The sequence below is a fragment of the Streptomyces sp. NPDC000410 genome, assembly GCF_040300305.1.
Lineage (GTDB): Bacteria > Actinomycetota > Actinomycetes > Streptomycetales > Streptomycetaceae > Streptomyces.
The window spans coordinates 1-24,772 of the sequence record NZ_JBEPDM010000016.1 but is presented as its reverse complement, the minus strand read 5'-3'; the positions used below and the strand labels follow the sequence as shown (position 1 = coordinate 24,772).

The following is a 24,772-nucleotide window of genomic DNA, read 5'->3' as shown; positions in this document are numbered from 1 at the left end:
TCAGCCGGCGGGGGCGGTCGACGACACCGGGCGCAGGCGCAGCCGTGCGAGCAGCCCCTCGGCCAGCCGCCGGGCCGGCGCCCGGTGCCGGGCGGCTCCGCCCGGTGCGGGAAGGGCGAGTCCCGGCAATGCGCCCGGACCACCGGATGGGCCGTCGCCCGGAGGGCCGGGAAGCGGCAGTCTCGTCCGCTGCTCCCCGCCCGGGCGAGGGGCCGATCCCTGGGCGCGGGCCTCCTCCAGGGAGAGCGCGAGGCTGATCCGGTGCCAGCGGATCTCGTCCGGGTCGTCCGCCAGAAGCAGCCGGTCCGCCGCCTCACGGACCGCCGACGACTGCGTGCGTCCGTAGGGCGGTTCGGGACGCAGCCGCTCCAGATACGCCCGCTCGTAGGGATCGTCCACCACCTCCGCCAGGTGAACCGGGTCCAGGAGGGACGCCATCGCCGCCGTGCGGGCCCAGGGGCCGTCGGCCTGGCGCAGGAGGAGTCCGAGTCGCCGCCCGCGCCAGTTCCGCGCGCGCCAGTCCTCACCGGCGTCGAGCCTGGCGCGCAGCGGAGCCGGCAGCTTCCCGTCCAGCAGATCCGGGTTGGCCGCGGCGAAGTCCACGAGTTCCGTGGCCAGATAGAGCCAGACCACCGCGCGGTATCGGTTCAGATAGAACCTGATGGGCGTGGCGTGGCCCGTGCGGGCCAGCCGCGTGAAGCGGGCGGGACTGGTGGAGATGAGCTGGGCCGCTTCGGCGGTACCGACGGTCCGGACGCGCTCGCGCAGCGCGTGCGGGAATCCGTCCGCGCAGCGCAGCCGGTCGATCTCGTCCTGGGGCACCCGGGATGCGGCGGTGCCGTTGCCCCGTGTCGTGCGGATGTATCCGAGGTGCACGGCGAGGTCGAACTCGCCTCGCTTCAGCTCCAGCGCCGGCGCGGCCCGTCCGAAGGCCACCGTGCGGGGCTGCGCCTCGCCGGATGCGCCACCGGTGTTGATGTCGGCGCCGTTGGTGCCATCGGTGGCATTGGTGTTACTGGCGGTGTTGGTGCTGATGGCGGTGTTGGTGTCGGTCATCTCTCGATCTCCCCCGTGCCTGATGAACACTCTCAGTGACGAGAGAGTAGCCCGGCGGGATGACGCGACGCCGGGCCTGTGGATAACTCAGGCCCGGCACGCCGACACAGGTCAGAAGTCGCTCGGAGCCATGCGGCCCGGCTGCCGCGCGGCGACCGCGAGATGCTCGCCCACCCGGTTCACGAGCAGCGTCATCTCGTAGGCCACCTGACCGACATCGGCTTCCGCGGCACTCAGGACGCAGAGGCAGCTGCCCTCGCCCGCGGCGGTGACGAAGAGCATCGCGTCGTCGAATTCGACCATCGTCTGGCGGGCCTTGCCCGCCCTGAAGTGCCGGCCCGAGCCCCTGGCGAGACTGTGCAGACCGGAGGAGACGGCTGCGAGATGTTCCGCGTCCTCCCGCGCCAGCCCCGTGCTGGCTCCGGTGACCAGGCCGTCGTTGGAGAGCACAAGTGCGTGCTGTATGTACTCCACCCGCTTGGTCAGGTCGTCCAGGAGCCAGTCGAGTCCTTTGTCCAGCGCCATTCTCGGTCCTCCCCGTTCAGTCATGCGTTCCCCGTTTGTCCGTGCTGCGCGTAAGCCTTCCTCACTGTCCCCGTCCGGGCAAGGCGTCTTTCCGCGGCATATGGAACAGGGGGCCGACCGGCCGGACCGGCGCGGCTAACCGACCGAGTTGAGCAGACGGGCGGTGTGTATGCGCCCGGCATACTCGACGAGCCGGATCAGCACTTCCTTCCCCGAGTCGCGGTCGCGTGCGTCGCACAGCACGACAGGCGTGCCGCGGTCGAGGTCGAGCGCGCGGGAGACGTCGTGCGCACCGTAGGTACGCGCGCCGGGGAAGCAGTTGACGGCGACGGCGAAGGGGATGCCTCGGTGCTCGAAGTAGTCGACGGCGGGAAAGCTGTCCTCGAGGCGCCTCGTGTCCGCGAGGACGACGGCTCCGAGTGCGCCCTGGGAGAGTTCGTCCCACAGGAACCAGAACCGGTCCTGGCCGGGAGTGCCGAAAAGATAGAGGGACAGTCCGGAACGGATGGTGATGCGACCGAAGTCCATGGCGACGGTGGTCGTGGTCTTCCGGTCCACTCCCCCGGTGTCGTCGACCGTCCGCCCGGCCTCGCTGAGCTGTTCCTCGGTGCGCAGCGGGCGGATTTCGCTGACCGCACCGACCAGGGTCGTCTTACCGACTCCGAAGCCGCCGGCGACCAGTATTTTCAGCGCGAGAGCGGCGGTTTCTCCGCCGGCGCCGCCAGAGAACTCGGGTGCCATCGATCACTTCTCTCATGAATGTGCGCCGCAGGTCAGTACAACTGTTCTGTGTGGCTTGAGCAGTATGGCAAGCAGGGCCCCACGCCGGGCATCGAGACCGGTTTTTATGCGTTGTGACTGTTCCGGACGCACAAGCTGTTCGAATGAATGCGCAATTCTCTTGGGGCAACCGGATTCAGCCCCGACTCCGCCCGAGCGTGTCCACGGCGCCGATCACCCGGTCCCAGAACTTCTTGCGGTCCAGGGCCACGGCGACCCGCGCGTTCACGGGCCGGTCAAGGTACTGGTGCAGGTCGACGACGGTCGCTCCGCGCGTGTGCGTGCCGTGCAGTTCGACCGCGACGCTCGCGTCGGCGCAGTGGACGATCTCCGGGTCGATGACGCGGGCGACGGCGACGGGGTCGTGCAGCGGAGGGGCCTCGAAACCCCACAGCCGCCGGTACGTGGAGGCGAAGAAGGTCATGAGCTCGGCGCAGATTCGGCCGAGTTCGGTGTCGAGGCCGTCGAGACGGGCCAGGACATCGGGTGTGGCGAGTGCCTGGTGGGTGACGTTGAGTCCGCACATGGTGAGCGGCAGGCCGCTGCGGAAGACGATGTCGGCGGCTTCGGGGTCGGCGTAGATGTTGAACTCGGCGGCGGGGGTTCTGTTCCCGCGCTCCGTGGAGCCGCCCATGAGCACGATCTCGCGGATGTGCTCGGCCACGTCCGGGTGGCGGGTCAGCAGCAGGGCGATGTTGGTCAGCGGTGCGGTCGGGACGAGAGTGACGGGCTCCGGATGCCCGGTCAGGAGCCGGTGCATGAGGTCGACGGCGTGTTCGGGGACGATCTCGACGGTCGGTTCGCCGAAGCGCGGGCCATCCATGCCCGATGCGCCGTGGACGTCGTCGGCCACGATCAGCGGCTGGACGAGCGGCCGCGCGCAGCCGGCCGCGATGGGCACATCGGTGATTCCCGCGACGGTGCAGATCCGGCGGGCGTTCAGGGTGGTCTTCTCAAGGACCTGGTTTCCGGCGACCGTCGTGATCGCGAGCAGGTCGATCGCGGGATCCCCGGCGGCGAGCAGGATGGCGACGGCGTCGTCGTGCCCCGGGTCGCAGTCGATGATGATCGGGACAGGCACGGTGCTCCTCGGCGTCGGTGTCCGGGACGGGTGCGTGCCCCACCAGTGTGCTCCTCCGGGGGGGGTGTCCAGCGGGTCAGAGGGCGCGCAGGCCTTCGATCACCTCCCGGAGGATCTTCGCGTCGGGCAGTTGAGCGGCCGGCACGGGCCTGCTGACCGTGACGTAGCCGGCTTCGAGGAGGTCGCCGAGGAGGACGCGTACGACCCCGACCGGCAGGTCCGCGTCGGCGGCGAGTTCGGCGACGGACTGGGTCTCGGCGCGGCAGAGCGCGAGCAGGGCGCGGTGCTCGGGGCCGAGGAGGGAGTCCTCGGCGCGGCCCACGGCGTCGGTGTCGACGGCGACGAGCGCGATGAGGTCGAAGCGGACGTTGCTGGGGCCCGGTTTGGTGCGGCCACCCGTCATCGCGTACGGGCGGACGAGGGGTCCCGCCTCGGCGTCGTACCAGTGGCCGGCCCGGGGTTCCGGGCCGCCGTCGCCGACAGTGTTCATGACGGTGGAGCCTCCCTCCGGGTCAGCCTGCGGCGGGCGGGGTCGCGGCCATGCGCGGCGGGGTGCGCAGGTGCTCGCCGACACGTTTGACGAGGCGGGCCATCTCGTACGCGATCAGGCCGATATCGGCCCTCGCGGAGCTGAGGACCGCGAGGCAGGAGCCGTCGCCCGCGGCGGCGACGAAGAGGAACCCGTCGTCCATCTCGACCATCGTCTGACGGACGCCGCCGGCCTGGAAGTGGCGTCCGGCGCCCTTGGCGAGGCTGTGGAATCCGGAGGCGACGGCGGCAAGATGTTCGGCGTCCTCGCGGGTCAGTCCGCCCGAGGCGCCGACGGCGAGGCCGTCGTTGGACAGGACGACGGCGTGCCGCACCTCGCCCACGCGCACCACGAGGTCGTCGAGCAGCCAGTCGAGGTCCCCGGAGCGGTGCGGGGCGATCCTCTCGTCGTTGATCACGCGTCGTCTCCTTCGGTGCGGTGGGGGCTGCTGTGGGTGGTGCCGTGAATGTCACGGATGGCATGGATGCCGTGAACGCCGTGGGTACCGGCGTCGGCGCTGCCGCGGGTCCAGCCGGCGCGGTAGGCGGTCATACGGTCCCGGGCCTGCTCCGGGGTGCGCTCCGGCAGGTCGTCCTCGGTGGGGGCGTACGAGTGGGGCGGTTCGGGCTGCGGGGCCTCGCGCAGTTGGGGGACGAGGCTGGCCTGCCTGACGCGCCGCGGGAGTCCGGCCTGCTCGTCCGGCTCCTCCTGCGCCGGGTCGGGATGAGTGCGGCCGCGCGGCCTCAGAGCGGTGACGCCCGCAGGTGGTGACGGAGGTGGCGGTGGCGCGGCGGCGGGCTCGGGCCGGGGCCGGAGTGCGGGGCGCGCGGCGCCGCCTTCGCGGATTCCGGGAGAGCTTGACGACGTCGGCTTGTCCTGTGCGGGCCGGCCCGTCGCGGGCGGGAGCGCGCTCTGCAGCAGCGGCGTCGGGATGAGGACGACCGCGGTCGTTCCCCCGTACGGGGAGGTGCGCAGCCGGACCTTGATGTCGTGCCGGGCGGAGAGCCGGCTCACCACGAAGAGTCCGAGCCGGTCGCTGTCGAAGAGGTCGAGGGCCTCGGACTGTTCGATGCGGCGGTTGGCCTCGGCCAGTGCCTCCGTGCCCATGCCGAGCCCGCGGTCCTCGATCTCCAGGGCGTAGCCGTTGCCGACGGGTTCGCCGCTGACCCGGACCTTGGTGTGGGGCGGGGAGAACTGGGCGGCGTTCTCCACGAGTTCGGCGAGGAGGTGGGTGAGGTCGGCGACGGCGGCGCCGACGACGGCGCTCTCGGGCAGTTGCCGTACCTCGACACGGGCGTAGTCCTCGATCTCGGACACGGCGGCGCGTACGACGTTGGTGAGCGGCACGGGCATGCGCCAGGCACGCCCGGGGGCGGCCCCGGAGAGGATGATCAGGCTTTCCGCGTGGCGGCGCATGCGGGTGGTCAGATGGTCGAGCCGGAACAGGTCGCCGAGTTCGTTCGGGTCGTCTACGCGACGTTCCATGCTGTCGAGCAGGTTGAGCTGGCGGTGTACGAGGACCTGGCTGCGGCGGGCGAGGTTGACGAAGACGCCGGAGATGCCACGGCTGAGTTCCGCGCGTTCGACCGCGGCACTGAGGGCGGCACGGTGGACGGTGGACAGCGCTTCGCCCACCTGTCCGATCTCGTCCCGCACGGGTGGTCCCGGCGGGGCTTCGGCGTGAACGTCGAGTTCCTCCCCGGAGCGCAGCCTGCTCATGGCATGGGGGAGTTTGTGGCGGGCCAGCTCCAGGGCGGTGTTGCGGAGGCTGACGAGTTCGACGACGAGGGCACGTCCGATGCGTACGGAGATGACGAGGGAGGCGACGACGGCGGCGAGGCCGAGGAGAACAGCGGCGCCCGCGCCGGTGAGCAGTCCGTGGCCGAAAGGGTCGGCGCGATCGGCGGCGGCCTGCCGGGCGCCGGTTTCGAGGTCGTGCATCGCGGCGCGCACGGTGCCGTGGGCCGTGTCCCAGGTGGCGGACGGTACTGACATGGCCGCTCGGCGGCCCGCCGGGGCGGCGAGCGTCCTGTCCTCGGCAGACTGCAGTGCCTTGTAGGCACCCTGTCCGGCGAGTTCGCGCCAGGCGGCACGGTCGGCGGCGCGGAGGTCGGCGACCGCGGATTCGGTGAGGGCGCGGCGGGTCAGGGCGGCCCCGGTGAACAGCCGCAGCCGCTGCTGGCTGAAGGTCCCGGCACTCTGCGCGGAGGAGAGGAGGGCGTCTTCACGGGCGAGCATCTCGGCGGCCCGGCCGAATTCGAGGAGGACTCGGGCGTCGGACCCCGGCGCGGTGTCCTGGATGCCGGTGAGTGCGCCGGTGACGCCGAAGGCCGTGGTGATGACGGCGGTGTACTGCTCGTACGTACGGTCCCAGTCGGCCTTGCCGTCGAGGACGGCGGTGCGCAGGGCGGGCAGCGCACCGGCTCCCGTGACGAGTTGGCGGAGGCGGCCGGAGACGGCCGGGGGGAAGTCGCCGGCGTCGGCGACGGTGTGCGCGTCGTCGAGGGAGAGTTTCGCCAGGGCGGCGTCGGTGCGGGTGGACTGCTGCTGGAGTTCGGTGGCCGGGGCTTCGTCGGGAGCGGCGATACGGCGGAGCGCGGCGCGGCGTTCGGCCTGCAGGGCGGTGACGGTGGCGGCGACGGGTTCGCGTACGCGTTCCTCGACGTTCTGGAGCCGGCTGAGGCGGGCGACGTCCTGTGCGGTGGTGACGGTGGCGAAGCCCCAGAGCGCGAGGAGGGAGACGACGGGCACCATCAACAGCGAGACGATCTTGGCGCGTACGGTGCCGGGGCGCAGCCGAAGCCGGCGGCGGGGGCCCTCGGAGCGCGCCGGGCGCGTGCTGTCCGTCGTCGGCTCGGGGTGCTCGTCCGCGGGCGGTCCGGCGTGGGCGCGGCGGCCGCGGGTCCCGGGCCCCGCCGGCCCTGCGTACGCGCCGGCCGCGCCGGGGGCGTGCGGCGGCGTGTGGGGGCGGGACGTTTCTGCGTCGCCGGGCGTGCTGCGGGGTATGCGCATGTCCTCCTCGTTCCGGGTACGGGCGCTGGGAGTGCGGCGGGGACGGATCAGTGGGGCAGGCCGGCTGGTTCGGGTCCGGCGGTCCGTTCCGCCGATGCGTACGCGGCGCGTTCACCGGCCGTCGGGGAGAGGGCGACGAAGGCCGAGGTGAGGAAGAGATACGACCCGAGGCCGACGGCGAGGGGGAAGATGAACTGCATCGCCGTGGCCCCGGGAAGCCCCCCGCCGGAGGGGGCGACACGCACGCTGACCGCGAGCATGCCGGTGTAGTGCATGCTGCTGACCGCCGCGCCCATGACGAGGGAGGCGACGGCGACCGCCACCGGTGACTTGATGTTGAGCGCCGCCCAGAGGGCCGCGGTCGCGGCGACGACGGCGATGGCGACGGAGAGCGCGACGAGCAGCGGGTCGTAGTGCACCGTGCCGTGCAGCCTCAGAGCGGTCATGCCGAGGTAGTGCATGCTGGCGACACCGAGTCCCGTCGTGAGTCCGCCCAGCAGCAGGGCTCGGGCGCGGTCACGGCCGTAGCCGACGGCGAAGACCCCGCCGCCGACGACGAGCATCGCGACGAGCAGGCTGAGGATGGTCATCGGCACGTCGTAGCGGATGTCGGTGCCGGTGACGGCGAAGCCGAGCATGGCGACGAAGTGCATGGTCCAGATGCCGGTGCCGATCGCGGACGCGGCCGTGATCAGCCAGTTGCGGCGCGAGCGGCCGGTCGCTTCGAGCGCGCGTACGGTACAGCGCAGGCCGAGGGCCGCGCCGATGCAGGCCATCGCGTACGACAGCACGGGGGTCAGCCAGCCGAAGGCTGCGTGGTCCAGGTGTCCCATGGCTCAGGGACGCTAGTCCCGTGGGGGGCGCGCGCTGAGGGCGCAGTTCGAAAGCTGATGGAATATGACAGAGAGATGTTTCTGAACGATCGCGCCGAGCTCGAACATGTGCGCCGCACGTCTGCCTGATGGACCGGCTGCCGGGTGAAGCCTGCGGGATCATGTGTGCATGAACAACGACCACACGCACGTACAAGAGTTCTTCGGCGCACGGGCGGCGGACTGGGACGCACGGTTCCCCGACGACGGTCCGGCCTACGCCGCGGGCGTCGCCACGCTGGCGCTGCGCCCCGGTGACACCGTGCTGGACGCGGGCTGCGGCACCGGTCGCGCGCTGCCCGCGCTACGGGAAGCCGTGGGGCCCGCGGGCACGGTCTTCGGGGCCGATCTGACGCAGGAGATGCTGGATGCGGCGGCCCGCGCGGGGCGGGACCGCGCGGGCACGCTGCTGCTCGCCGATGTGGCACGGCTGCCGATGCGGTCCGGGGCGCTGGACGCGGTGTTCGCGGCCGGTCTCATCGCGCACCTGCCGCAGCCCGCCGAGAACCTGCGCGAATTGGCACGTGTGGTGCGACCGGGTGGACAGCTGGCGCTCTTCCATCCGATCGGGCGGGCCGCGCTGGCCGCCCGCCACGGCCGGCAGATCGCCCAGGACGATCTGCGCGCCGAGCCCAATCTCCGGCCGCTGCTGGCCGAGTCGGGCTGGGAACTGGTCTCGTACACCGACGAGGACACCCGCTTCCTGGCCCTGGCCGTGCGCGGCAGGTGACGTCGTACGGCCGCTGCCTCGGCGGCTCCCCGCACGTAGGAAGATTATTTGGGACACGAAGTGAATGAAGAGGGCGAAGCGGACACCGCGAGAGCACCGGACGCTCCGACCGCGTGGCTACGGACCGGGTTGCGGGAAGACTGGCTCAACCGGCGGCATACGCCGGACGGGTGACCGTGCAGGGGAAGGGGGCCAGTGTGTTCGACAAAGCGACAGCCGCAGTCCGCAGACTCCTCGCGTCCGGCCGCGACGGCGACCGGAGCTCGACACCGCGCGGGACCGGCAGGCCGCGGCAGCACAACCTGTTCGATGCCGCGGCGGAGTATGTGTCGGCGTGTGCCGAGGACGACCAGCAGCGGATCGACGAGGCGTCGGGCTGGGTGTCCCCCGAAGCGCTCTCGTTCGGGGTCAGCGAGCTGGCGTGCCGGGCGGTCATCGCCCTCGCGCGCGAGCGGAACGAGTCCCCGCGATCCGTCGCGCGCAGCCTGCTCGGCCTGCCCGCCGCCGAGGAGGCCGCCTGAGGGCGTCGGCCGACGCCACCTGAGGACGTCGGCCGACGACGTTGACTGACGGCGTCGACCGAGAGCGCCGGCTGAGCACGGGACCGGGACGGACGGGCCGGGCGGGTGGCACGGGCCGGGCAGCCGGTGCGCGCCGATTGCGGAACAGTCCATACCGGTTTCCTGCCGCGAGGCCCTCGACGTGTGGGTTACCGACTGGTTAAGGTGCGCCGACGCACGATCGCATCAGATCGCATCAGGAGGGTGCAGTGGCTGGGACGGACGACGCCGTCGGTGACGACGACGCGCTGTATGTGCTGACCGCCGTCCTGCTGACGCCCGCGCAGTTCCCGAGCGTGCTCGGCGACGATTTCCCGGCGGCGTGCGCGTCGCTGGGACTCGAGGCGTACACGCAGGGGTACGGGCTCGTGCTCGGCCAGGACGGCAAGGGCGCCCGGTGGACGGTCGTGGTCGACGACGTGTCGCTGGTGGCTGTAGCGATCGCTTCGTGGGACTGCGGGATGGAGTACGACCTGTCCCCCAGCGACCGGTCGGTCGTCACCGCGCTGCCCGGCTGGCCGCTCGCCGTCGCGACCTCGGCCCCGGGGCTGCCGGCACCGCATGACCCGGACGAGGAGGACGGTGGCGGTGCTCCGCTCACCCCGCCCGACACGGATGCTTGGGGCCCTGCACAGCGTCGGCTGGGTGCCGACGCGGTCGCGTTGCAGTGGGCGACCTGGCGCCAGCAGGTCGCGGACAGTGTGACCTTCGTCCAGCCCGACGCCCCTGAGGAAGAGCGGGCCGAGCCGCACGAGGGGGTGCGGCGGGTGCTCAAGGAGGCCCGCGGCTACGTGGACGACGCGCCGCCGATCGGCCGGGTCCGGTCCGGTTTCGCCCCGGACGGGGCCCGGATGCTGCGGGCGGACGGGCCGGGCTGGTCCTTGGTGGCCAGGACCGACGACATCGCGTTCGTCCTGATGGACGAGGAGCCCGGGGAGGTGCTTCCGGTGGGGCGCGGGCCCGAGCTGCCCGGCCTGCTGGCGGCGCTGGAGTCCATGGCCGTCCACCCGTCCTGAGGCGCGCCCCCGCGCGGTGGGTGGGGAACGCCCGGCGGCGCCGTCCCTTCGACGGTCCGCCGGACGACCCGGACGGGTGGACTCCCCTAACCCGTCAGCGGCCGATCTGCTTGCGGTTGATCCGGCGGAGCCGACGGCGCTGTGACGGGTCGAGCGCGAAGTAGGCCACGGCGGGCACTCCGACGATCACCAGCAGCGACAACCAGAATCCGATCAGTGGCCACAGGATGAGGCCCACGGCCACTCCCCCGATGGCGATCTTCGCACCTGTCGACATTTCCAGGCCTCCTTCGCGGCCGGTGGCCGCCACTTCCTGCTGAGAGAACGTGCCCGCGCAGTCGCCGGTTCCCTTACACCGCGGTTTCCTCCGGGCGCCGGTCGCGCCGCTTGCCCTCAGTGTCCGCCCTCAGGGCCTCGCCGACCTCGTGCATATGGCCGAGGGCCTGCCGATACGACTCGATCAGCCCGGTCTCCGTGTACGGCATGCCGAGCCTCCGGCAGTGGGCGCGGACGAGCGGCTGGACGAGCCGCAGATGAGGGCGGGGCATGCTGGGGAAGAGATGGTGCTCTATCTGGTAGTTGAGGCCGCCGAGGAACCAGTCCGTGAGCGGTCCGCCACGGATATTGCGGGAGGTCAGGACCTGTCGCTGGAGATGGCCCCAGCGCTCGCCGCCGTTCGGGTCGGGCATCTCCATGCCCTTGTGGTTCGGCGCGAAGGCCATCCCGAGGTGGAGACCCAGCAGCATCTGGTGGAGCAGGGCGAAGGCGAGGGCCTGGAGCGGCGTGAGGAGGGTCAGCAGCAGGGTCACGTAACCGAGGACGTGGGCGATGAGCAGCCCGCCCTCGACCGCGCGTCCCTCGGCTCGCCGACGCTCCCCCGACCCTGAGGCCGAGGCCGGGCCCAAGGCCGAGCCCGAGCCCGATCGCGGCCCCGACCCAGCTCGCGCCCTCGCCCCCGAGCCCGATCGCGGGAAGACGTGCTGGAAGCCGTACACCTTGAGCGCTATGCCTTCGAGTGTCGTCAACGGGAAGAACAGCCAGGCCTGGTGACGGGTGAGCCAGCTGCGCAGACCGGTGCGGCCCTCGGCGTGCTCCTTGCTGAAGACCAGGACGTCCGGGGCGACATCGGGGTCCTTGTCCACGTGGTTGGGATTGGCGTGGTGACGGTTGTGCTTGTCGTTCCACCAGTCCTGGCTCATGCCGAGCAGCAGGTTGGCGTGGAAGAGCTGGAGCACCCGGCTGACGCGCCGGTCCGAGGTGATCTGCGCGTGCCCCGCGTCGTGGGCGATGAAGGCGGTGCGTGCGGACAGCAGCGCGAGCGGCACGGCGAACAGGACCGCCCACCAGGACGGACCGCTGAGCACGAGGCCGGTGAGCACGGCCACCAGCCCGAGCAGGTTGAGAGTGATGACGCGTGCGTACCAGCCGAAGCGCCGTTCGAGGAGACCCCGCTCCTTGGCGGACCGCAGGAGAGGCGCGAAGTCGCTGCCGCCGGACCGGCCGGAGCTCGCGCCCGGTGGCGGGGCGGGCTCGGCGACGAGCGCGGTGGCGATGGCGGTGGCCTGGGCCATGAGGTACTCCGGTCTCTCGGCCGTCGCGCCGGCCGGCGCGCTCGACTCCTGAAAATGCTCTGACCTCAAGAAACGTACGGATCAGTGCCCCCTCGGCACCATGACGCCACCCCCCGGAATGGACCGGGGGGTTACCCATAGGCCAGGGTGGTGCTGGCGACACCCCCACGGCAGCCCACACGCCCGCCCACGGCAGCCGCCCACACACCCGCCCCACGGCAACCCCACACAGCACCCCGCCTGGGACACCCCAGTCCGTGATGCAGATCACCTGGACAACGCCCCCATGACGGGTGCCGCGTGAGGTACCCTCGGCGATTCCGTCAGCAGTAGTCAAATTTGAGGAATACATCATCGCTCTGCAACTCACCCACTGCTCCGTGGTCTTCCTGCCCGCTGATCCGCCCCGAGCGGGCCGCATCGCGTTCTGGCACGCCGACGGCGGCGAGCCGCCCGCCGGCCCCGGCGACATGGTCGCGGACCTGGCGGTGGCCGCCCTGGACCCCGACGGTGTCGGTGCCTCCGGCGTACGGGCCCGCCTGCTGCCCCTGCGCGAGGCACTGACGGTCCTCACCCGGGCGCGCGTGACCCCCGACGCCTCCCCCGCCGCGGCGTTCTGGGGCACCGCCGCCGTACTGGCACTCCAGCTCGTCTCGCGCGGGCTGCTGCTGCCCGGCCTCACCGCGTCCGATCACGACGCCTGGCGCGTCGGGCCACTGAGCGCGGAGGACATGGACCGGGTCCGTACGCTCGCGGCCTCGATGCCGCCGACCGCGCACGCCGTCCCGCTCGACGCCGCCGCACAGCCCCTGATGCTGCCCGAACCAGAGCGGCTGCTCCGGGCATTCCTGGACGCGGTCGCGGACGTACTGCCCCGCACGCCGGCCGCCGCGCTCGCCGCCGGACATGCCGCGTTCACGGCCGACGAACCCCGGCAACTGCCCCAGGCGCGCGCCTGGGCACAGGACGTGGCAGCAGGTCATGACGCGGGCGTACGGCTGTCGTTGCGCGTCGAAATGGTGGGAGCGGGCGACGACTGCACCGAGGTGTCCGGGTTCCGCGCCGTGCCGCAGATGCACAGCGTCAGCGATCCTGCGCTCGTGGCCGACGCGGCGGATGTGTGGGCGGGGGCGCAGGACACCGCCTTCGGGCCGCGCGCCCGGATGGACGCGCTGCTGGCCCTGCGCCGTGCCGCACGCGCCTGGGCGCCTCTGACCCCGCTGCTGTCCGCGGCCGTACCGGACGCGATCGACCTCGGCGACGACGAGGTCATCGAGCTGGCGGGCGCGGCGGGGCGGGCACTCGCGGCGACCGGGGTCCAGGTCCACTGGCCCAAGGAGCTGGCCCGAACGCTCACGGCCAGCGCCGTGGTCGGCCCGCCCGGCGCCACTGCCGACGTCAAAGACGCCAAAGACGCCAAAGACGCGGACGGTACCCACGGCACCCACGGCACCCACGGCACCCACGGCACCCACAGCGACGCTGACGGCGCATCCAGGACGACGACACCGGAGGCCGGCTCAGGCGGCGGCCTGCCCTCCTTCCTGTCGGCGGACGCCCTGCTCTCCTTCAACTGGTCGTTCGCGCTGGGCGACCACCCGCTCACCCGTGCCGAACTCGACCGGCTCGCCGAGGCCAGCCGGCCCGTGGTGCGGCTGCGCGACCAGTGGGTGCTCATCGACCCCGAGGAGGTCCGCCGCGCCCGAGAGAGCAAGGACGGCGAGCTCGCTCCCATCGACGCGCTCGGCGCGGTACTGAGCGGATCCACCGAGATCGACGGGCGCCGCGTCGAGATCCGGGCGTCGGGGTGGCTGGAGCAGCTGCGCGAACGGCTCGCCGACCCGGAGGGCGGCCGTCAGGAGACCGCGCAGCCCGCCACGCTCGCCGCGACGCTGCGCGACTACCAGCTGCGCGGACTGAACTGGCTGCACCGGATGACCTCGCTCGGTCTCGGCGGCTGTCTCGCCGACGACATGGGCCTCGGCAAGACGATCACCCTCATCGCCCTGCATCTGCACCGTCAGACCGACGAGTCGGCCGCGGGCCCCACCCTCGTCGTCTGCCCGACCTCCCTGATGGGCAACTGGCAGCGCGAGATCGAGAAGTTCGCGCCGGGCACGCCGGTACGCCGCTTCCACGGAGCGAACCGCAGCCTGGAGTCGCTGGCGGACGGCGAGTTCGTGCTGACCACGTACGGCACCATGCGCCTCGATGCCGCCACCCTGGCAACGGCGGGCTGGGGCATGGTCGTCGCCGACGAGGCGCAGCACGTGAAGAACCCGTACTCGGCGACCGCGAAGCAGCTGCGCACGATCGGCGCGAAGGCGCGGGTCGCCCTCACCGGCACGCCGGTCGAGAACAACCTGTCCGAGCTGTGGGCGGTCCTGGACTGGACGACACCGGGGCTGCTCGGCCGGCTCGGTACGTTCCGCACGCGCTATGCGCAGGCGGTGGAGGGCGGCGATCCGGCGGCGGCCGCGCGACTGGCCGCGCTCGTACGGCCGTTCCTGCTGCGCCGCCGCAAGTCGGACCCGGGCATCGCGCCCGAACTGCCGCCGAAGACCGAGACCGACCGTGCGGTCTCCCTCACCGTGGAACAGGCGGGGCTGTACGAGGCGGTCGTACGCGAGACGCTCGCGGCGATCTCCGAGGCCGACGGGATGGAGCGGCGCGGCCTGGTCGTGAAGCTGCTGACCGCGCTGAAGCAGATCTGCAACCACCCGGCGCAGTACCTGAAGGAGGAGCAGCCACGGATCGCGGACCGTTCGGGGAAGCTGGAGCTGCTGGACGAGCTCCTCGACACGATCCTCGCGGAGGACGCGAGCGTCCTCGTCTTCACGCAGTACGTGCAGATGGCACGGCTGCTGGAGCGGCATCTGGCGGCGCGTGGGGTGCGCACGCAGTTCCTGCACGGCGGCACGCCTGTCGCCGAGCGGGAGGCGATGGTCGGGCGCTTCCAGGACGGTGAGGTTCCGGTGTTCCTGCTGTCGTTGAAGGCGGCGGGCACCGGGCTGAATCTGACCAGGGCGGGGCACGTCGTGCACTACGACCGCTGGTGGAACCCCGCCGTCGAGGCCCAGGCCACCGACCGGGCGTACCGGATCGGCCAGACCCAGCCCGTCCAGGTCCACCGGCTGATCGCGGAGGGCACGATCGAGGACCGTATCGCCGGCATGCTGGCGCGCAAGCGCGAGCTGGCGGACGCGGTGCTGGGCGAAGCGGGCGAGGCCGCACTGACCGAACTGGGCGACGCCGAACTGGCGGAGCTGGTGGAACTGCGAGGGGGCGCACGATGACGGGTCCGGACGGGCACGACGAACACGGCGAGAACGGCGCGTACGGCCAGAACGGTGCGTACGAGGACGAGCGGACGTTCGCCGCACTGCCGCCCACCCGGGGCCGCGGGTTCGCGCAGACCTGGTGGGGGCGGGCATGGCTGAAGGCGCTGGAGGACACGGCGCTGGATTCCCAACAGCTGAAGAAGGGCCGTAAGCACGCGTGGGAGGGCGCGGTCGGGGCGGTTTCGGTACGGCCGGGGCGTATCACCGCGGTCGTACACGACCGGGACGGTACGGCGTACCGCGGCGATGTGCTGCTGCAGGAGCTGACCGCGGAGGAGTGGGACCGGTTCCTGGACATGGCGGTCGACCGGGCGGGGCACATCGCGGCGCTGCTGGACCGGGAGATGCCGCCGCACCTGGTGGAGGACGCGGCGGACGCCGGGGTCGAACTGCTGCCGGGCATCGGGGACCTGGATCCCGAGTGCACCTGCGAGGCCTGGGACCTGTGCCCGCATACGGCAGCGCTCTGTTACCAGGTGGCGCGGCTGCTGGACCAGGACCCGTTCGTGCTGCTGCTCATGCGGGGGCGCGGGGAGCGGGAGCTGCTCGACGAACTGCAGGAGAGGAGCGCGGCGCGGGCTCCGCGGGCGCTGGAGGGGGTACGCGCGGACGAGGCGTTCGCCGCGGCGGACATCCTTCCTCCGCTTCCGCAGGCGCCGCCGCTGCCGGCGGAGCCGCGGGTTCCGCCGTCGCTGGACACCGGGAGCGAACCGGCTCCGGGCGTCGACACCGACGCGCTGGAACTCCTCGCGGCGGACGCGGCCCGGCGGGCGCGACGGATGCTGGCGGAGGCGCTGGCCGCCGGGCATGAGCGGCAGCCCGTCGAACAGGACCTGGCTGTACGACAGGACGCGGTACGGCTGGCCTCGGCGGTGTCCCCTGCGGCAACAGCCACGACCACCACGTCGACCACCGCCTCCTCGTCCGTCACGTCCGTCGTGGCGCGACTCGCGGCCGGTTCCGGGCGGGGGCGCGCGGACATGGACCTCGCGATGCGGGCGTGGCAGTACGGCGGGGCGGCGGCGCTCGCGGTCCTGGAGGACGACGACGTGACGCCGGACGACGACGTTCTCGCCCGGGCCCGGGCGCAGCTGGCCGAGGACTGGGACGAGGGCGAACGGCCACGGCTGCGGGCGAACGGTGTGGCGCGGTGGACGGTCGTGGGCGCGGACGCGCAGCTGCGGGTGGGGCGGGACGGCCGGTGGTGGCCGTACCTGAAGGAGCGCGGCCGATGGGTACCGGCGGGGTCGGGGGCGGCGGATCCGGCATCGGCACTGGCGGGCCTGCTTGCGGGTTCGGGCGCCGCGGATCCGGCACAAGCACAAGCAACGGCAACGGCACCGGCACCGGCACCGGCACCGGCGGGCCTGTCGGCGGAGTCGTAGCGGTCACACCTCCACAGGGCGGGGGTAGGCCAGGCCCCCGCCCTGAGGGCTACCGCGCCGACAGCAAGTGGTCCATCGCCAGTTGGTCGAGCCGTTCGAAGGCCATGCCGCGCCGCGCGGCGGCGTCCACGTCGAAGTCCTCGTACGCGGCGCGGTCGGCGAGGAGGGCGGACAGGCCGTCCTCGGCCGTGGGGCGGGCGAGTTGGTCGAGGCGGGAGTCCCGGAGGGCCTCCGCCACCGCCGGGTCCGCTCTGAAGGCCGCCGCCCGCTCCTTGAGGATCAGGTAGTTGCGCATGCAGCCCGCCGCCGACGCCCACACGCCGTCGAAGTCCTCCGTCCTCGGCGGCTTGAAGTCGAAGTGCCGCGGGCCTTCGTAGCCCGCGGTCTCCAGCAGGTCGACGAGCCAGAACGCGGCGCGCAGATCGCCCGCGCCGAAGCGCAGGTCCTGGTCGTACTTGATGCCGTTCTGCCCGTTGAGGTCGATGTGGAAGAGCTTGCCCGCCCACAGCGCCTGGGCGATGGAGTGCGGGAAGTTCAGCCCGGCCATCTGCTCGTGGCCGACCTCGGGGTTGACGCCGTACAGCTCGGGCCGCTCCAGCCGTTCGATGAAGGCGAGGGCGTGCCCGACGGTCGGCAGCAGGATGTCGCCGCGCGGCTCGTTCGGCTTGGGCTCGATCGCGAAGCACAGGTCGTGGCCCTGCGCCACGACGTACTCCCCCAGCAGATCGAAGGCTTCCTTCATACGGTCCAGCGCGCTGCGGATGTCCTTCGCCGCGCCCGATTCCGCGCCCTCCCGCCCTCCCCAGGCCACGTACACCCGGGCGCCGAGCTCCGCGGCCAGGTCGATGTTGCGCACCGTCTTGCGGAGCGCGTACCGCCGCACGTCGCGGTCGTTCGCGGTGAAGGCGCCGTCCTTGAAGACGGGGTGGGTGAAGAGGTTGGTCGTGGCCATGGGCACGACCAGCCCGGTCTCGTCCAGCGCCTGCCGGAAGCGCTTCACGCGCGCCTCTCGTTCCGCCTCGCTCGCGCCGAAGGGGATCAGGTCGTCGTCGTGGAACGTCACGCCGTACGCACCGAGGCCGGCCAGTCTCCGCACGGACTCGACCGGGTCCAGCGCGGGCCTGGTCGCCTCTCCGAACGGGTCCCTGCCCTGCCAGCCCACGGTCCACAGACCGAAGCTGAACCTGTCGTCGGGGGTGGGCCGGTAGCTCATGAACGTGTCCGCCTTCGCCCGTGTCCGCCTTCGCCTCGGCCATTTCGTCATCGGCGTTAACAAATTAGTATCCGGGGACGTCTGCGGGAAGGCATGGGAGTCCGAGGGGGGAAGGCACGGAAGTCCTCGCGAAGGCACGGGAACGGAGAATGCCGGTGACTGCTGCACCCGAAGGCCCGCTCGTCGTCGGCGTGGACAGTTCCACGCAGTCGACGAAGGTGCTGGTCGTCGATGTCACCACGGGCGAGGTCGTGGCGAACGGCCGGGCCCCGCACACCGTCACGGGCGAGGACGGTGCCCGGGAGAGCGACCCGGAGGAGTGGTGGCGGGCGCTGGTGGACGCCCTCGGCCAGTGCGGCACGTCGGCCCGCCGCGCCGCCGCGATCGCCGTCGCGGGCCAGCAGCACGGACTGGTCGCGCTGGACGCGCGGGGCCGCCCGGTGCGTGCGGCGATGCTGTGGAACGACGTACGGTCGGCGCCCCAGGGCGAGCGGCTGATCGAACGCCTCGGCGGGCCGAAGGTGTGGGCCGAGCGCACCGGAAGCCTCCCCGGCCCCGCGTTCACCGTCACCAAGTGGGCGTGGCTGCGCGAGCACGAACCGGAGGCGGCCGCGGCCGCCCGCGCGGTGCGACTCCCCCACGACTTCCTGACCGAGCGGCTCACCGGCCGCGCCGTCACGGACCGCGGCGATGTGTCGGGCACGGGCTGGTGGACGCCCGCGACCGGCGCGTACGACGTGGAGATCCTCGCGCTCGCCGGCCTCTCCCCCGCGCTGCTGCCCGAGGTCGTCGACCCCTTCGAGGCGGCCGGTACGGTCCGTGACCTGCCCGGTCTCCCGCTGCCTTCGGGCGCGCTGGTGGCCCCGGGGACCGGGGACAACGCGGCCGCGGCGCTCGGGCTGGGGCTCACCGCCGGTCAGCCGGTGCTGAGCCTCGGGACCTCGGGCACGGTGTACACGACGTCGCCGCATCCGTCGGCCGACCCCACCGGCATCGTGTCCGGTTTCGCCGATGCGCGCGGCGCATGGCTGCCGCTCGCCTGCACCCTGAACTGCACGCAGGCCGTCGACCGGGTCGCCGCCCTGCTCGGGCTCGACCGGGAGGCGGTCGAGCCGGGTGGCCGGGAGGTGCTGCTGCCGTTCCTGGACGGTGAGCGCACGCCGCATCTGCCGTACGCCTCGGGCCTGTTGTACGGACTGCGGCACGACTCGACTCCCGGACGGCTGCTGCAGGCGGCGTACGACGGCGCCGTGTACGCGCTGCTCTCGGCGCTCGGCAAGGTGCTGCCACCGGTTCTGCCGGCCGTGCCGCCAACGGTGCCGCCCGGGGGCGACCGCACCGGCCGGGACGCTCCCCTGCTGCTCATCGGCGGCGGCGCGCGCGGCGCCGCGTGGCGCGAGACCGTCCGCAGGCTCTCCGGCCGGGCGGTCCAGGTGCCGGCCGCCCGCGAGCTCGTCGCGCTCGGTGCGGCCGCGCAGGCCGCCGGGGTGCTCACCGGCGAGGATCCGGCCGAAGTCGCCCGGCGCTGGGGCACGGCCGACGGCCCGGCGTACGATCCGATCCCGGTGGACGGGGCCGCGCTGGACCGTATCGGCGCCGTCCTCGCCGATGGCGACGTACTGCTGAGGCAGCGAGACCTACCGACGACGCAGGGGCAGGAGCAGCGCCCATGACCGCGCGCTTCACCGGACTCCCCCACACCCAGCAGGGCATCCGCCGCCGCAATCTCTCCCTCGTCCTGCACGCCGTCGCCGCCGAGGGTCCGCTCTCCCGCGCGGCCGTCGCCGGCCGGATCGGCCTGACCAGGGCGGCGATCTCCTCGCTCGTGGACGAACTCGCCCGGGGCGGACTGCTGGTGGAGCTGGGCCGCGAACAGTCCGGCGCCGTCGGCCGTCCCGGAAGCGCGCTGACCCTCAGCGACCGCGGCCCGGTCGGTATCGGCGCCGAGGTGGGCGTCGACCATCTCGCGGTCGCCGCGGTGGATCTGCGCGGGAAGGTACGGGCGCGGGCGACGTCGGTCGCCGACAACCGGGGCCGGCCTCCCGAGCCGGTCCTCGAGGAACTGGCCGCGCTCGTACGCCAGGTCGCCGACGCCGTACGCGGCGAGGGACTGCGCCCGGCGGGAGTCGCGGTGGCCGTACCCGGTCTCGTGGCCCGTGACACCCACACCGTCGTCCGGGCGCCCAACCTGGACTGGTGGGACGTCGATCTGGGCGCCTTCCTGCCGTACGGGCCGCGGCTGACCGTCGACAACGAGGCCAACCTGGGTGCGCTGGCCGAGCTGTGGATCGGCGGCGATCCGGCACCGCGCGACTTCATCCATGTCTCGGCCGAGATAGGCATCGGCGCGGCCGTGGTCGTGGACGGCAGGCTGTTGCGGGGCACGCACGGGTACGCGGGCGAGCTGGGTCACGTCCCGGTGCGGCCCGAAGGCCCCCGGTGCCCGTGCGGCGGGCGGGGATGTCTGGAGCAGTACGCGGGCGAGGAGGCGGTGCTGCGCGCGGCGGGGCTCGCCACGACGGACCGGCCCATCGAGCTGCTGGCCGAACGGGCCGCCGCCGGGGACCGTGAGGTGCGCCGGGCGCTGCGCGGGGCGGGCGCCGCGCTCGGGATCGCGCTCGCCGGTGCGGTGAACCTCCTCGACCCGCACACGGTGGTGCTCGGCGGCGCGCTGTCCAGGCTCTCGCCCTGGCTGCTGCCCAGCCTGGAACGGGAGTTGACACGCCGTACGGCCGATCCGGCGCGCCCGGCGCTGACCGTGTCGCGGCTGGGTTCACAGGGGCCGCTGCTGGGTGCGGCGCATTCGGTGGTGCGTGCGGTGCTGGACGACCCCTTCTCCTGTGCGACGGCCGGCATGTGACGCACCGTGGCCGGTCCGTGACCCTTGTGGGGGATGCCGGGCGGCACGACGATGGGCGCCGGACGCAGTCAGCAACGGGAGGCCGAGTTGACGGACGCGTGGGTGGCGCTGGAGGCCGGGAGCGATCCGGTGGAGCGCGGCGCGGTGCTGCGCGGGGCGTACGAGGAGTTCGCGACGGCGGGCCGGGTGCGGGGGACGGTCCGGCCCGTCGTGGCCGACTCCTGGCGGCGGTGCGCGAAGGCGCGGGTCGCCCCGGACGGCGCGGCGTGCGTGGAGCTCTGCGAGGAGGAGCTCGGGGCGTACCGGGAGGAGCATCCGCTGTCGCGGGTGATGCCGGTGATCCGGGAACTCATGGGTGGCTACGCCGTGGACGGCGAACACCTCATCGCGGTGTGCGACGCGCACGGGCGGCTGCTGTGGGTGGAGGGGCATCCGCGGGCGCTGCGCCGGGCCGGGGGGATGAACTTCGTCGAAGGCGCCCGCTGGGCCGAGTCGGTGGCTGGTACGAACGCGCCGGGGACGGCGATCGCGGTCGGCCGTCCGGTGCAGGTGTTCGCTGCCGAGCACTTCCGGCGGCCGGTGCAGGAGTGGACCTGCGCGGCCGCGCCCGTCCACGATCCGCGCAGCGGGCGGCTGCTGGGCGCGGTGGACATCACCGGCGGGGACGGGCTGGCCCATCCGCACAGCCTGGCGTTCGTGGGGGCGGTGGCGCGGGCTGCCGAATCGCAGCTGGCGCTGCTGGCGCCACCTCCGACGGGCGGCGGTCTGCAGCTGACGGCGCTGGGCCGGGGTGAGGCGCTGCTGGTCGTGGACGGCAGGAAGGTGCGCCTGAGCCGTCGGCACAGCGAGCTCCTGGTGCTGCTGGCCCGGCGCCCGGAGGGGATCGGCGGCGACGAGCTGCTGCTGGAGCTGTACGAGGACGAGCAGGTCACCCCGGTCACGCTGCGGGCCGAACTGTCCCGGCTGCGCGGCCTGCTGGGCCCGCAGCTGCTGTTGTCGCGGCCGTACCGGCTCGCGGCCCCGGTCGACGCGGACTTCGACACGGTGGCCCGCCGCCTCGGCTCGGGAGCGGTCGCGGCGGCGCTCAGCGCGTACGGGGGCCCGCTGCTGCCGGGTTCGCCCGCGCCGGGTGTCGTACGGCTGCGCCGCCGCCTGGAGGACCAGCTGCGGGCCGCGCTGATCGCCCGGGCCGACCCCGGGCTGCTGTCGGAGTGGGCGTACAGCCCGTGGGGCGAGGACGACCTGCCGGTGTGGGCGGCGCTGGCCTCCGTGCTGCCGAAGGGGCGGGGGGCGGCGGCGCGGGCGCGGGTACGGGACCTGGACCGCGAGTACGGGGCGGGACCGCGGGGCGGGCTCGGGGCTTTGTAGGGGCGGCCGGTGGGGCCGGTCCCGGAGCGGCCACCCCGGGCCGCACCGGTCCCGACACATCGCCGCAAGGGGCGGCGAGGACCGCCCGGGACCAGCCGGCCGGCCTGGCCCGGCGGCGCCGGTGTCCCCGGACCGGGGCGGACACCGGCCCGCCCCACCGCAACGTGGTTGCAACGTGCGGCTCCCTAGGTTCGGCGTCGAACGCCGTCCGACGGCGGGCGGCGACGACCCCGGGAGGCCTCCGAGATGACCCGTTACGCAGCGCCCGGCACGGACGGCGCCATCGTCACGTACGCGTCCCGCTACGACCACTGGATCGGCGGGGAGTACGTCGCGCCGGCCCGTGGGCAGTACTTCGAGAACCCGAGCCCCGTCAACGGCAAGCCGTTCACCGAGATCGCCCGCGGCACCGCCGAGGACGTGGAGAAGGCGCTGGACGCGGCACACGCGGCGGCGCCCGCGTGGGGGCGTACGTCGCCGGACGCACGGGCGAACATCCTGCTGAGGATCGCGGACCGGATGGAGACACATCTGGAGGAACTGGCGGTCGCGGAGAGCTGGGAGAACGGCAAGCCGGTCCGCGAGACGCTCGCCGCCGACATCCCGCTCGCGATCGACCACTTCCGCTACTTCGCGGGGGCGCTGCGCGCCCAGGAGGGTTCGCTCAGCGAGCTCGACGACGACACCGTCGCGTACCACTTCCACGAACCGCTCGGTGTCGTGGCGCAGATCATCCCGTGGAACTTCCCGATCCTGATGGCGGTGTGGAAGCTCGCACCGGCGCTGGCGGCGGGCAACGCGGTCGTCCTCAAGCCCGCCGAGCAGACGCCGGCTTCGGTGCACGTCTGGATGAGCCTGGTCGCGGATCTGCTGCCGCCGGGCGTCGTGAACATCGTCAACGGCTTCGGTGTGGAGGCGGGCAAGCCGCTCGCGTCGAGCCCGCGCGTCGCGAAGATCGCGTTCACCGGGGAGACCACGACGGGGCGGCTGATCATGCAGTACGCCTCGGAGAACATCAAGCCGGTGACGCTGGAACTGGGCGGCAAGTCGCCGAACATCTTCTTCGACGACATCTGGGCCGCGGACGACCAGCTCCGCGACAAGGCGCTCGAAGGCTTCACGATGTTCGCCCTCAACCAGGGCGAGGTGTGCACCTGTCCCTCACGGGCCCTGATCCAGCGCGGCCACTACAGCGAGTTCCTGGACGCCGGAATCGCCAGGACCGAGGCGATCGTGCCCGGTCACCCCCTGGACACGGACACGATGATCGGCGCGCAGGCGTCCAACGACCAGCTGCAGAAGATCCTTTCGTACCTGGACATCGGGCAGCAGGAGGGCGCGAAGATCCTGACCGGCGGTCAGCGGATCGAGTACGACGGCGAGCTGGCCGGCGGCTACTACGTCCAGCCGACGGTCTTCGAGGGCGACAACCGGATGCGGATCTTCCAGGAGGAGATCTTCGGCCCGGTCGTCGCGGTGACGTCGTTCACGGACTTCGACGACGCGATCCGTACGGCCAATGACACGCTGTACGGGCTGGGGGCCGGGGTGTGGACCCGGGACGTCAACCAGGCGTACCGCGCGGGCCGCGCCATCCAGGCGGGCCGTGTGTGGACGAACTGCTACCACGCGTATCCGGCGCATGCGGCGTTCGGCGGCTACAAGCAGTCCGGGATCGGCCGCGAGACCCACAAGATGATGCTGGACCACTACCAGCAGACGAAGAATCTCCTCGTCTCGTACTCGCCGAAGAAGCTCGGCTTCTTCTAGCGGCACGACAAACGGCGCCTGACCTGGGCTTTTGCCCGTCAGGCGCCGTTGGCTCGGCCCGCTCGTGGCGGACATCGGGTTTTCCTGTTCCTCCCAGTTCCTCCCGCGTCTCTCCCACTCCAGACCGGCTGTTCCGGACCAGTCACGGACCAAACCGAGCTCACGGGGTGGGTGGCACGCCATTGCTGACGCGACCCCACTCCTCCATCGACTGTTCGATGAGGCGGTTGGCCTGCTCCTGAACGCCATCGAGGAACTTGGCGTAGTACTTGAACAGGACGTGGATGCTGTGACCGGCCCGCCGAGCGCACTCGGCAGGGTCGACACCCGAATGGAGCCAGAACGAGATCCCGGCATGCCGGAGGTCGTAGGGCCGCTTCGCCAGACCGGCCGCGAGTTCCGTGCGGGTCAGGACATACTCCCGCGCCCTCGACCGGGTGATCCCGTACGCCGCCGCCTCCACGTAGTTGCCTGCCTGGTTCTGGAACAGCCGCCCGTCCGGGGCGACACCGAATCGCTCCACGTGGACCCGTAGGACGCGGACGAACTGCGGAGGAATGGGCACAGGTCGGGTAGCCGTCGCGGCTCGGCGCTTGAGCGAGTGGACTTCGTAGACCTCACCGTCGTCCGTCCAGTCCTTGCCCGCGGTGACGACGCCGCCCGTCAGATTGAGCATGCCCCAGCCCGTTTCGGGCAGGTGGCACTGCTCGAGACGGAGGTGGATCACCTCGGCCGGCCGCATGGCCGCGAAGTACATGCAGCCGAAGAACGCCTCGAGATGGGACAGCTGGGACCACTCTCACTCGAGTGGTCCCGGCTGTCGTTTCTCGGGCAGGTTGTCCCGGGTGCGGCGTGCGTACCCGGGGTCATACTCCGTTCACACCTGGGAGATGTCAGCAGGGGTCGACCACTCCCCGCGCGCGGGGCGGGGGCAGGGCCCGCCGTGCCTCGGCCGGCTGCCCTGTCCCCTTGCTGCGTCGGCTCCGCAGCTACTGCACCTGCTGGGGTTCCTTACGTTGTTGGTGGGTTGTTTCCGGTCACTCGTAGGATCGGGAGACCCAGGGATGCCGGGTGTGGCTGTGGGGTTCCAGCCCAGTGGTGGC

The 24,772-nt window shown here is 72.4% G+C and carries 21 protein-coding genes; 9 read left to right on the top strand and 12 right to left on the bottom strand.

The genetic code is table 11. The features are described from left to right. The 8 genes from ABT342_RS18345 to ABT342_RS18310 form a co-directional block, all read right to left on the bottom strand. Positions 1-1,056, bottom strand: a complete 1,056-nt coding sequence (locus ABT342_RS18345; protein ID WP_351574340.1) for a DUF6397 family protein — start codon at positions 1,054-1,056, stop codon at positions 1-3. 111 nt (positions 1,057-1,167) lie between these two features. Further along, positions 1,168-1,581, bottom strand: coding sequence for a roadblock/LC7 domain-containing protein (locus ABT342_RS18340; protein WP_351574337.1), 414 nt, complete (start codon positions 1,579-1,581; stop codon positions 1,168-1,170). A 135-nt stretch (positions 1,582-1,716) separates the two neighbouring features. Further along, positions 1,717-2,322 (bottom strand): GTP-binding protein, encoded by a 606-nt coding sequence (locus tag ABT342_RS18335; RefSeq protein WP_351574334.1) that lies wholly within the window; start codon positions 2,320-2,322, stop codon positions 1,717-1,719. A 175-nt stretch (positions 2,323-2,497) separates the two neighbouring features. After that, the gene (locus tag ABT342_RS18330) at positions 2,498-3,442 is read right to left on the bottom strand and encodes a nucleoside hydrolase (protein WP_351574331.1); all 945 of its coding nucleotides are present in this window, start codon (positions 3,440-3,442) and stop codon (positions 2,498-2,500) included. Between the two features lie 76 nt (positions 3,443-3,518). Beyond that, entirely contained in the window at positions 3,519-3,932 is a 414-nt protein-coding gene (locus tag ABT342_RS18325) for a DUF742 domain-containing protein (protein WP_351574328.1), read from the bottom strand. A 22-nt stretch (positions 3,933-3,954) separates the two neighbouring features. Continuing rightward, positions 3,955-4,389 carry a roadblock/LC7 domain-containing protein gene (locus ABT342_RS18320; RefSeq protein ID WP_351574325.1) on the bottom strand — a complete coding sequence of 145 codons (435 nt, stop codon included), beginning with the start codon at positions 4,387-4,389 and terminating at the stop codon, positions 3,955-3,957. Beyond that, positions 4,386-6,983 carry a sensor histidine kinase gene (locus ABT342_RS18315; protein ID WP_351574322.1) on the bottom strand — a complete coding sequence of 866 codons (2,598 nt, stop codon included), beginning with the start codon at positions 6,981-6,983 and terminating at the stop codon, positions 4,386-4,388. Before ABT342_RS18315 ends, ABT342_RS18320 begins: the two co-directional genes overlap by 4 nt. Before the next feature lie 47 nt (positions 6,984-7,030). Then, the gene (locus ABT342_RS18310; RefSeq protein ID WP_351574319.1) at positions 7,031-7,816 is read right to left on the bottom strand and encodes an MHYT domain-containing protein; all 786 of its coding nucleotides are present in this window, start codon (positions 7,814-7,816) and stop codon (positions 7,031-7,033) included. Between the two features lie 169 nt (positions 7,817-7,985). On the opposite strand from ABT342_RS18310, the gene ABT342_RS18305 reads away from it, so the two are divergent. From ABT342_RS18305 to ABT342_RS18295, 3 genes are all read left to right on the top strand, one after another. Next, a complete protein-coding gene (locus ABT342_RS18305) occupies positions 7,986-8,585 on the top strand; it encodes a class I SAM-dependent methyltransferase (RefSeq protein WP_351574316.1) in 600 nt (199 codons plus the stop codon). Positions 8,586-8,782: 197 nt separating this feature from the next. Next, positions 8,783-9,106 carry a hypothetical protein gene (locus ABT342_RS18300; protein WP_351574313.1) on the top strand — a complete coding sequence of 108 codons (324 nt, stop codon included), beginning with the start codon at positions 8,783-8,785 and terminating at the stop codon, positions 9,104-9,106. A 248-nt stretch (positions 9,107-9,354) separates the two neighbouring features. After that, positions 9,355-10,161: a hypothetical protein gene (locus ABT342_RS18295; protein ID WP_351574310.1), complete on the top strand. Its 807-nt coding sequence runs from the start codon at positions 9,355-9,357 to the stop codon at positions 10,159-10,161. A 94-nt stretch (positions 10,162-10,255) separates the two neighbouring features. Here the strand turns inward: ABT342_RS18295 and ABT342_RS18290 are convergent, their stop codons facing one another. After that, positions 10,256-10,438: a tail-anchor membrane protein gene (locus ABT342_RS18290; protein ID WP_351574307.1), complete on the bottom strand. Its 183-nt coding sequence runs from the start codon at positions 10,436-10,438 to the stop codon at positions 10,256-10,258. Between the two features lie 73 nt (positions 10,439-10,511). Then, positions 10,512-11,732: an acyl-CoA desaturase gene (locus ABT342_RS18285; RefSeq protein WP_351574304.1), complete on the bottom strand. Its 1,221-nt coding sequence runs from the start codon at positions 11,730-11,732 to the stop codon at positions 10,512-10,514. A 350-nt stretch (positions 11,733-12,082) separates the two neighbouring features. Here ABT342_RS18285 and ABT342_RS18280 point away from each other — a divergent pair, with 350 nt between their 5' ends. Further along, positions 12,083-15,028 carry an SCO1167/SCO6262 family helicase gene (locus ABT342_RS18280; protein ID WP_351574610.1) on the top strand — a complete coding sequence of 982 codons (2,946 nt, stop codon included), beginning with the start codon at positions 12,083-12,085 and terminating at the stop codon, positions 15,026-15,028. Further along, positions 15,025-16,458: an SWIM zinc finger family protein gene (locus ABT342_RS18275; RefSeq protein WP_351574302.1), complete on the top strand. Its 1,434-nt coding sequence runs from the start codon at positions 15,025-15,027 to the stop codon at positions 16,456-16,458. The genes ABT342_RS18280 and ABT342_RS18275 overlap by 4 nt, the downstream gene beginning before the upstream one ends. Before the next feature lie 49 nt (positions 16,459-16,507). Here the strand turns inward: ABT342_RS18275 and xylA are convergent, their stop codons facing one another. Then, on the bottom strand, positions 16,508-17,671 hold the full coding sequence (xylA, locus tag ABT342_RS18270; protein WP_351574299.1) for a xylose isomerase: 1,164 nt from the start codon (positions 17,669-17,671) through the stop codon (positions 16,508-16,510). Between the two features lie 149 nt (positions 17,672-17,820). Between xylA and xylB the strand changes: the two genes are divergently transcribed. The 4 genes from xylB (at position 17,821) to exaC (ending at position 23,669) form a co-directional block, all read left to right on the top strand. Continuing rightward, positions 17,821-19,344 (top strand): xylulokinase, encoded by a 1,524-nt coding sequence (gene xylB / locus ABT342_RS18265; RefSeq protein ID WP_351574296.1) that lies wholly within the window; start codon positions 17,821-17,823, stop codon positions 19,342-19,344. Further along, the gene (locus tag ABT342_RS18260; protein WP_351574293.1) at positions 19,341-20,531 is read left to right on the top strand and encodes an ROK family protein; all 1,191 of its coding nucleotides are present in this window, start codon (positions 19,341-19,343) and stop codon (positions 20,529-20,531) included. Before xylB ends, ABT342_RS18260 begins: the two co-directional genes overlap by 4 nt. A gap of 87 nt (positions 20,532-20,618) precedes the next feature. Next, positions 20,619-21,899 (top strand): GAF domain-containing protein, encoded by a 1,281-nt coding sequence (locus ABT342_RS18255; RefSeq protein WP_351574607.1) that lies wholly within the window; start codon positions 20,619-20,621, stop codon positions 21,897-21,899. Positions 21,900-22,145: 246 nt separating this feature from the next. Further along, complete coding sequence (exaC, locus tag ABT342_RS18250) at positions 22,146-23,669, top strand: acetaldehyde dehydrogenase ExaC (RefSeq protein WP_351574290.1); 1,524 nt, start codon at positions 22,146-22,148, stop codon at positions 23,667-23,669. A 160-nt stretch (positions 23,670-23,829) separates the two neighbouring features. Here the strand turns inward: exaC and ABT342_RS18245 are convergent, their stop codons facing one another. Further along, positions 23,830-24,426, bottom strand: a complete 597-nt coding sequence (locus tag ABT342_RS18245) for a site-specific integrase (protein ID WP_351574287.1) — start codon at positions 24,424-24,426, stop codon at positions 23,830-23,832. Positions 24,427-24,772 lie beyond the last annotated feature (346 nt).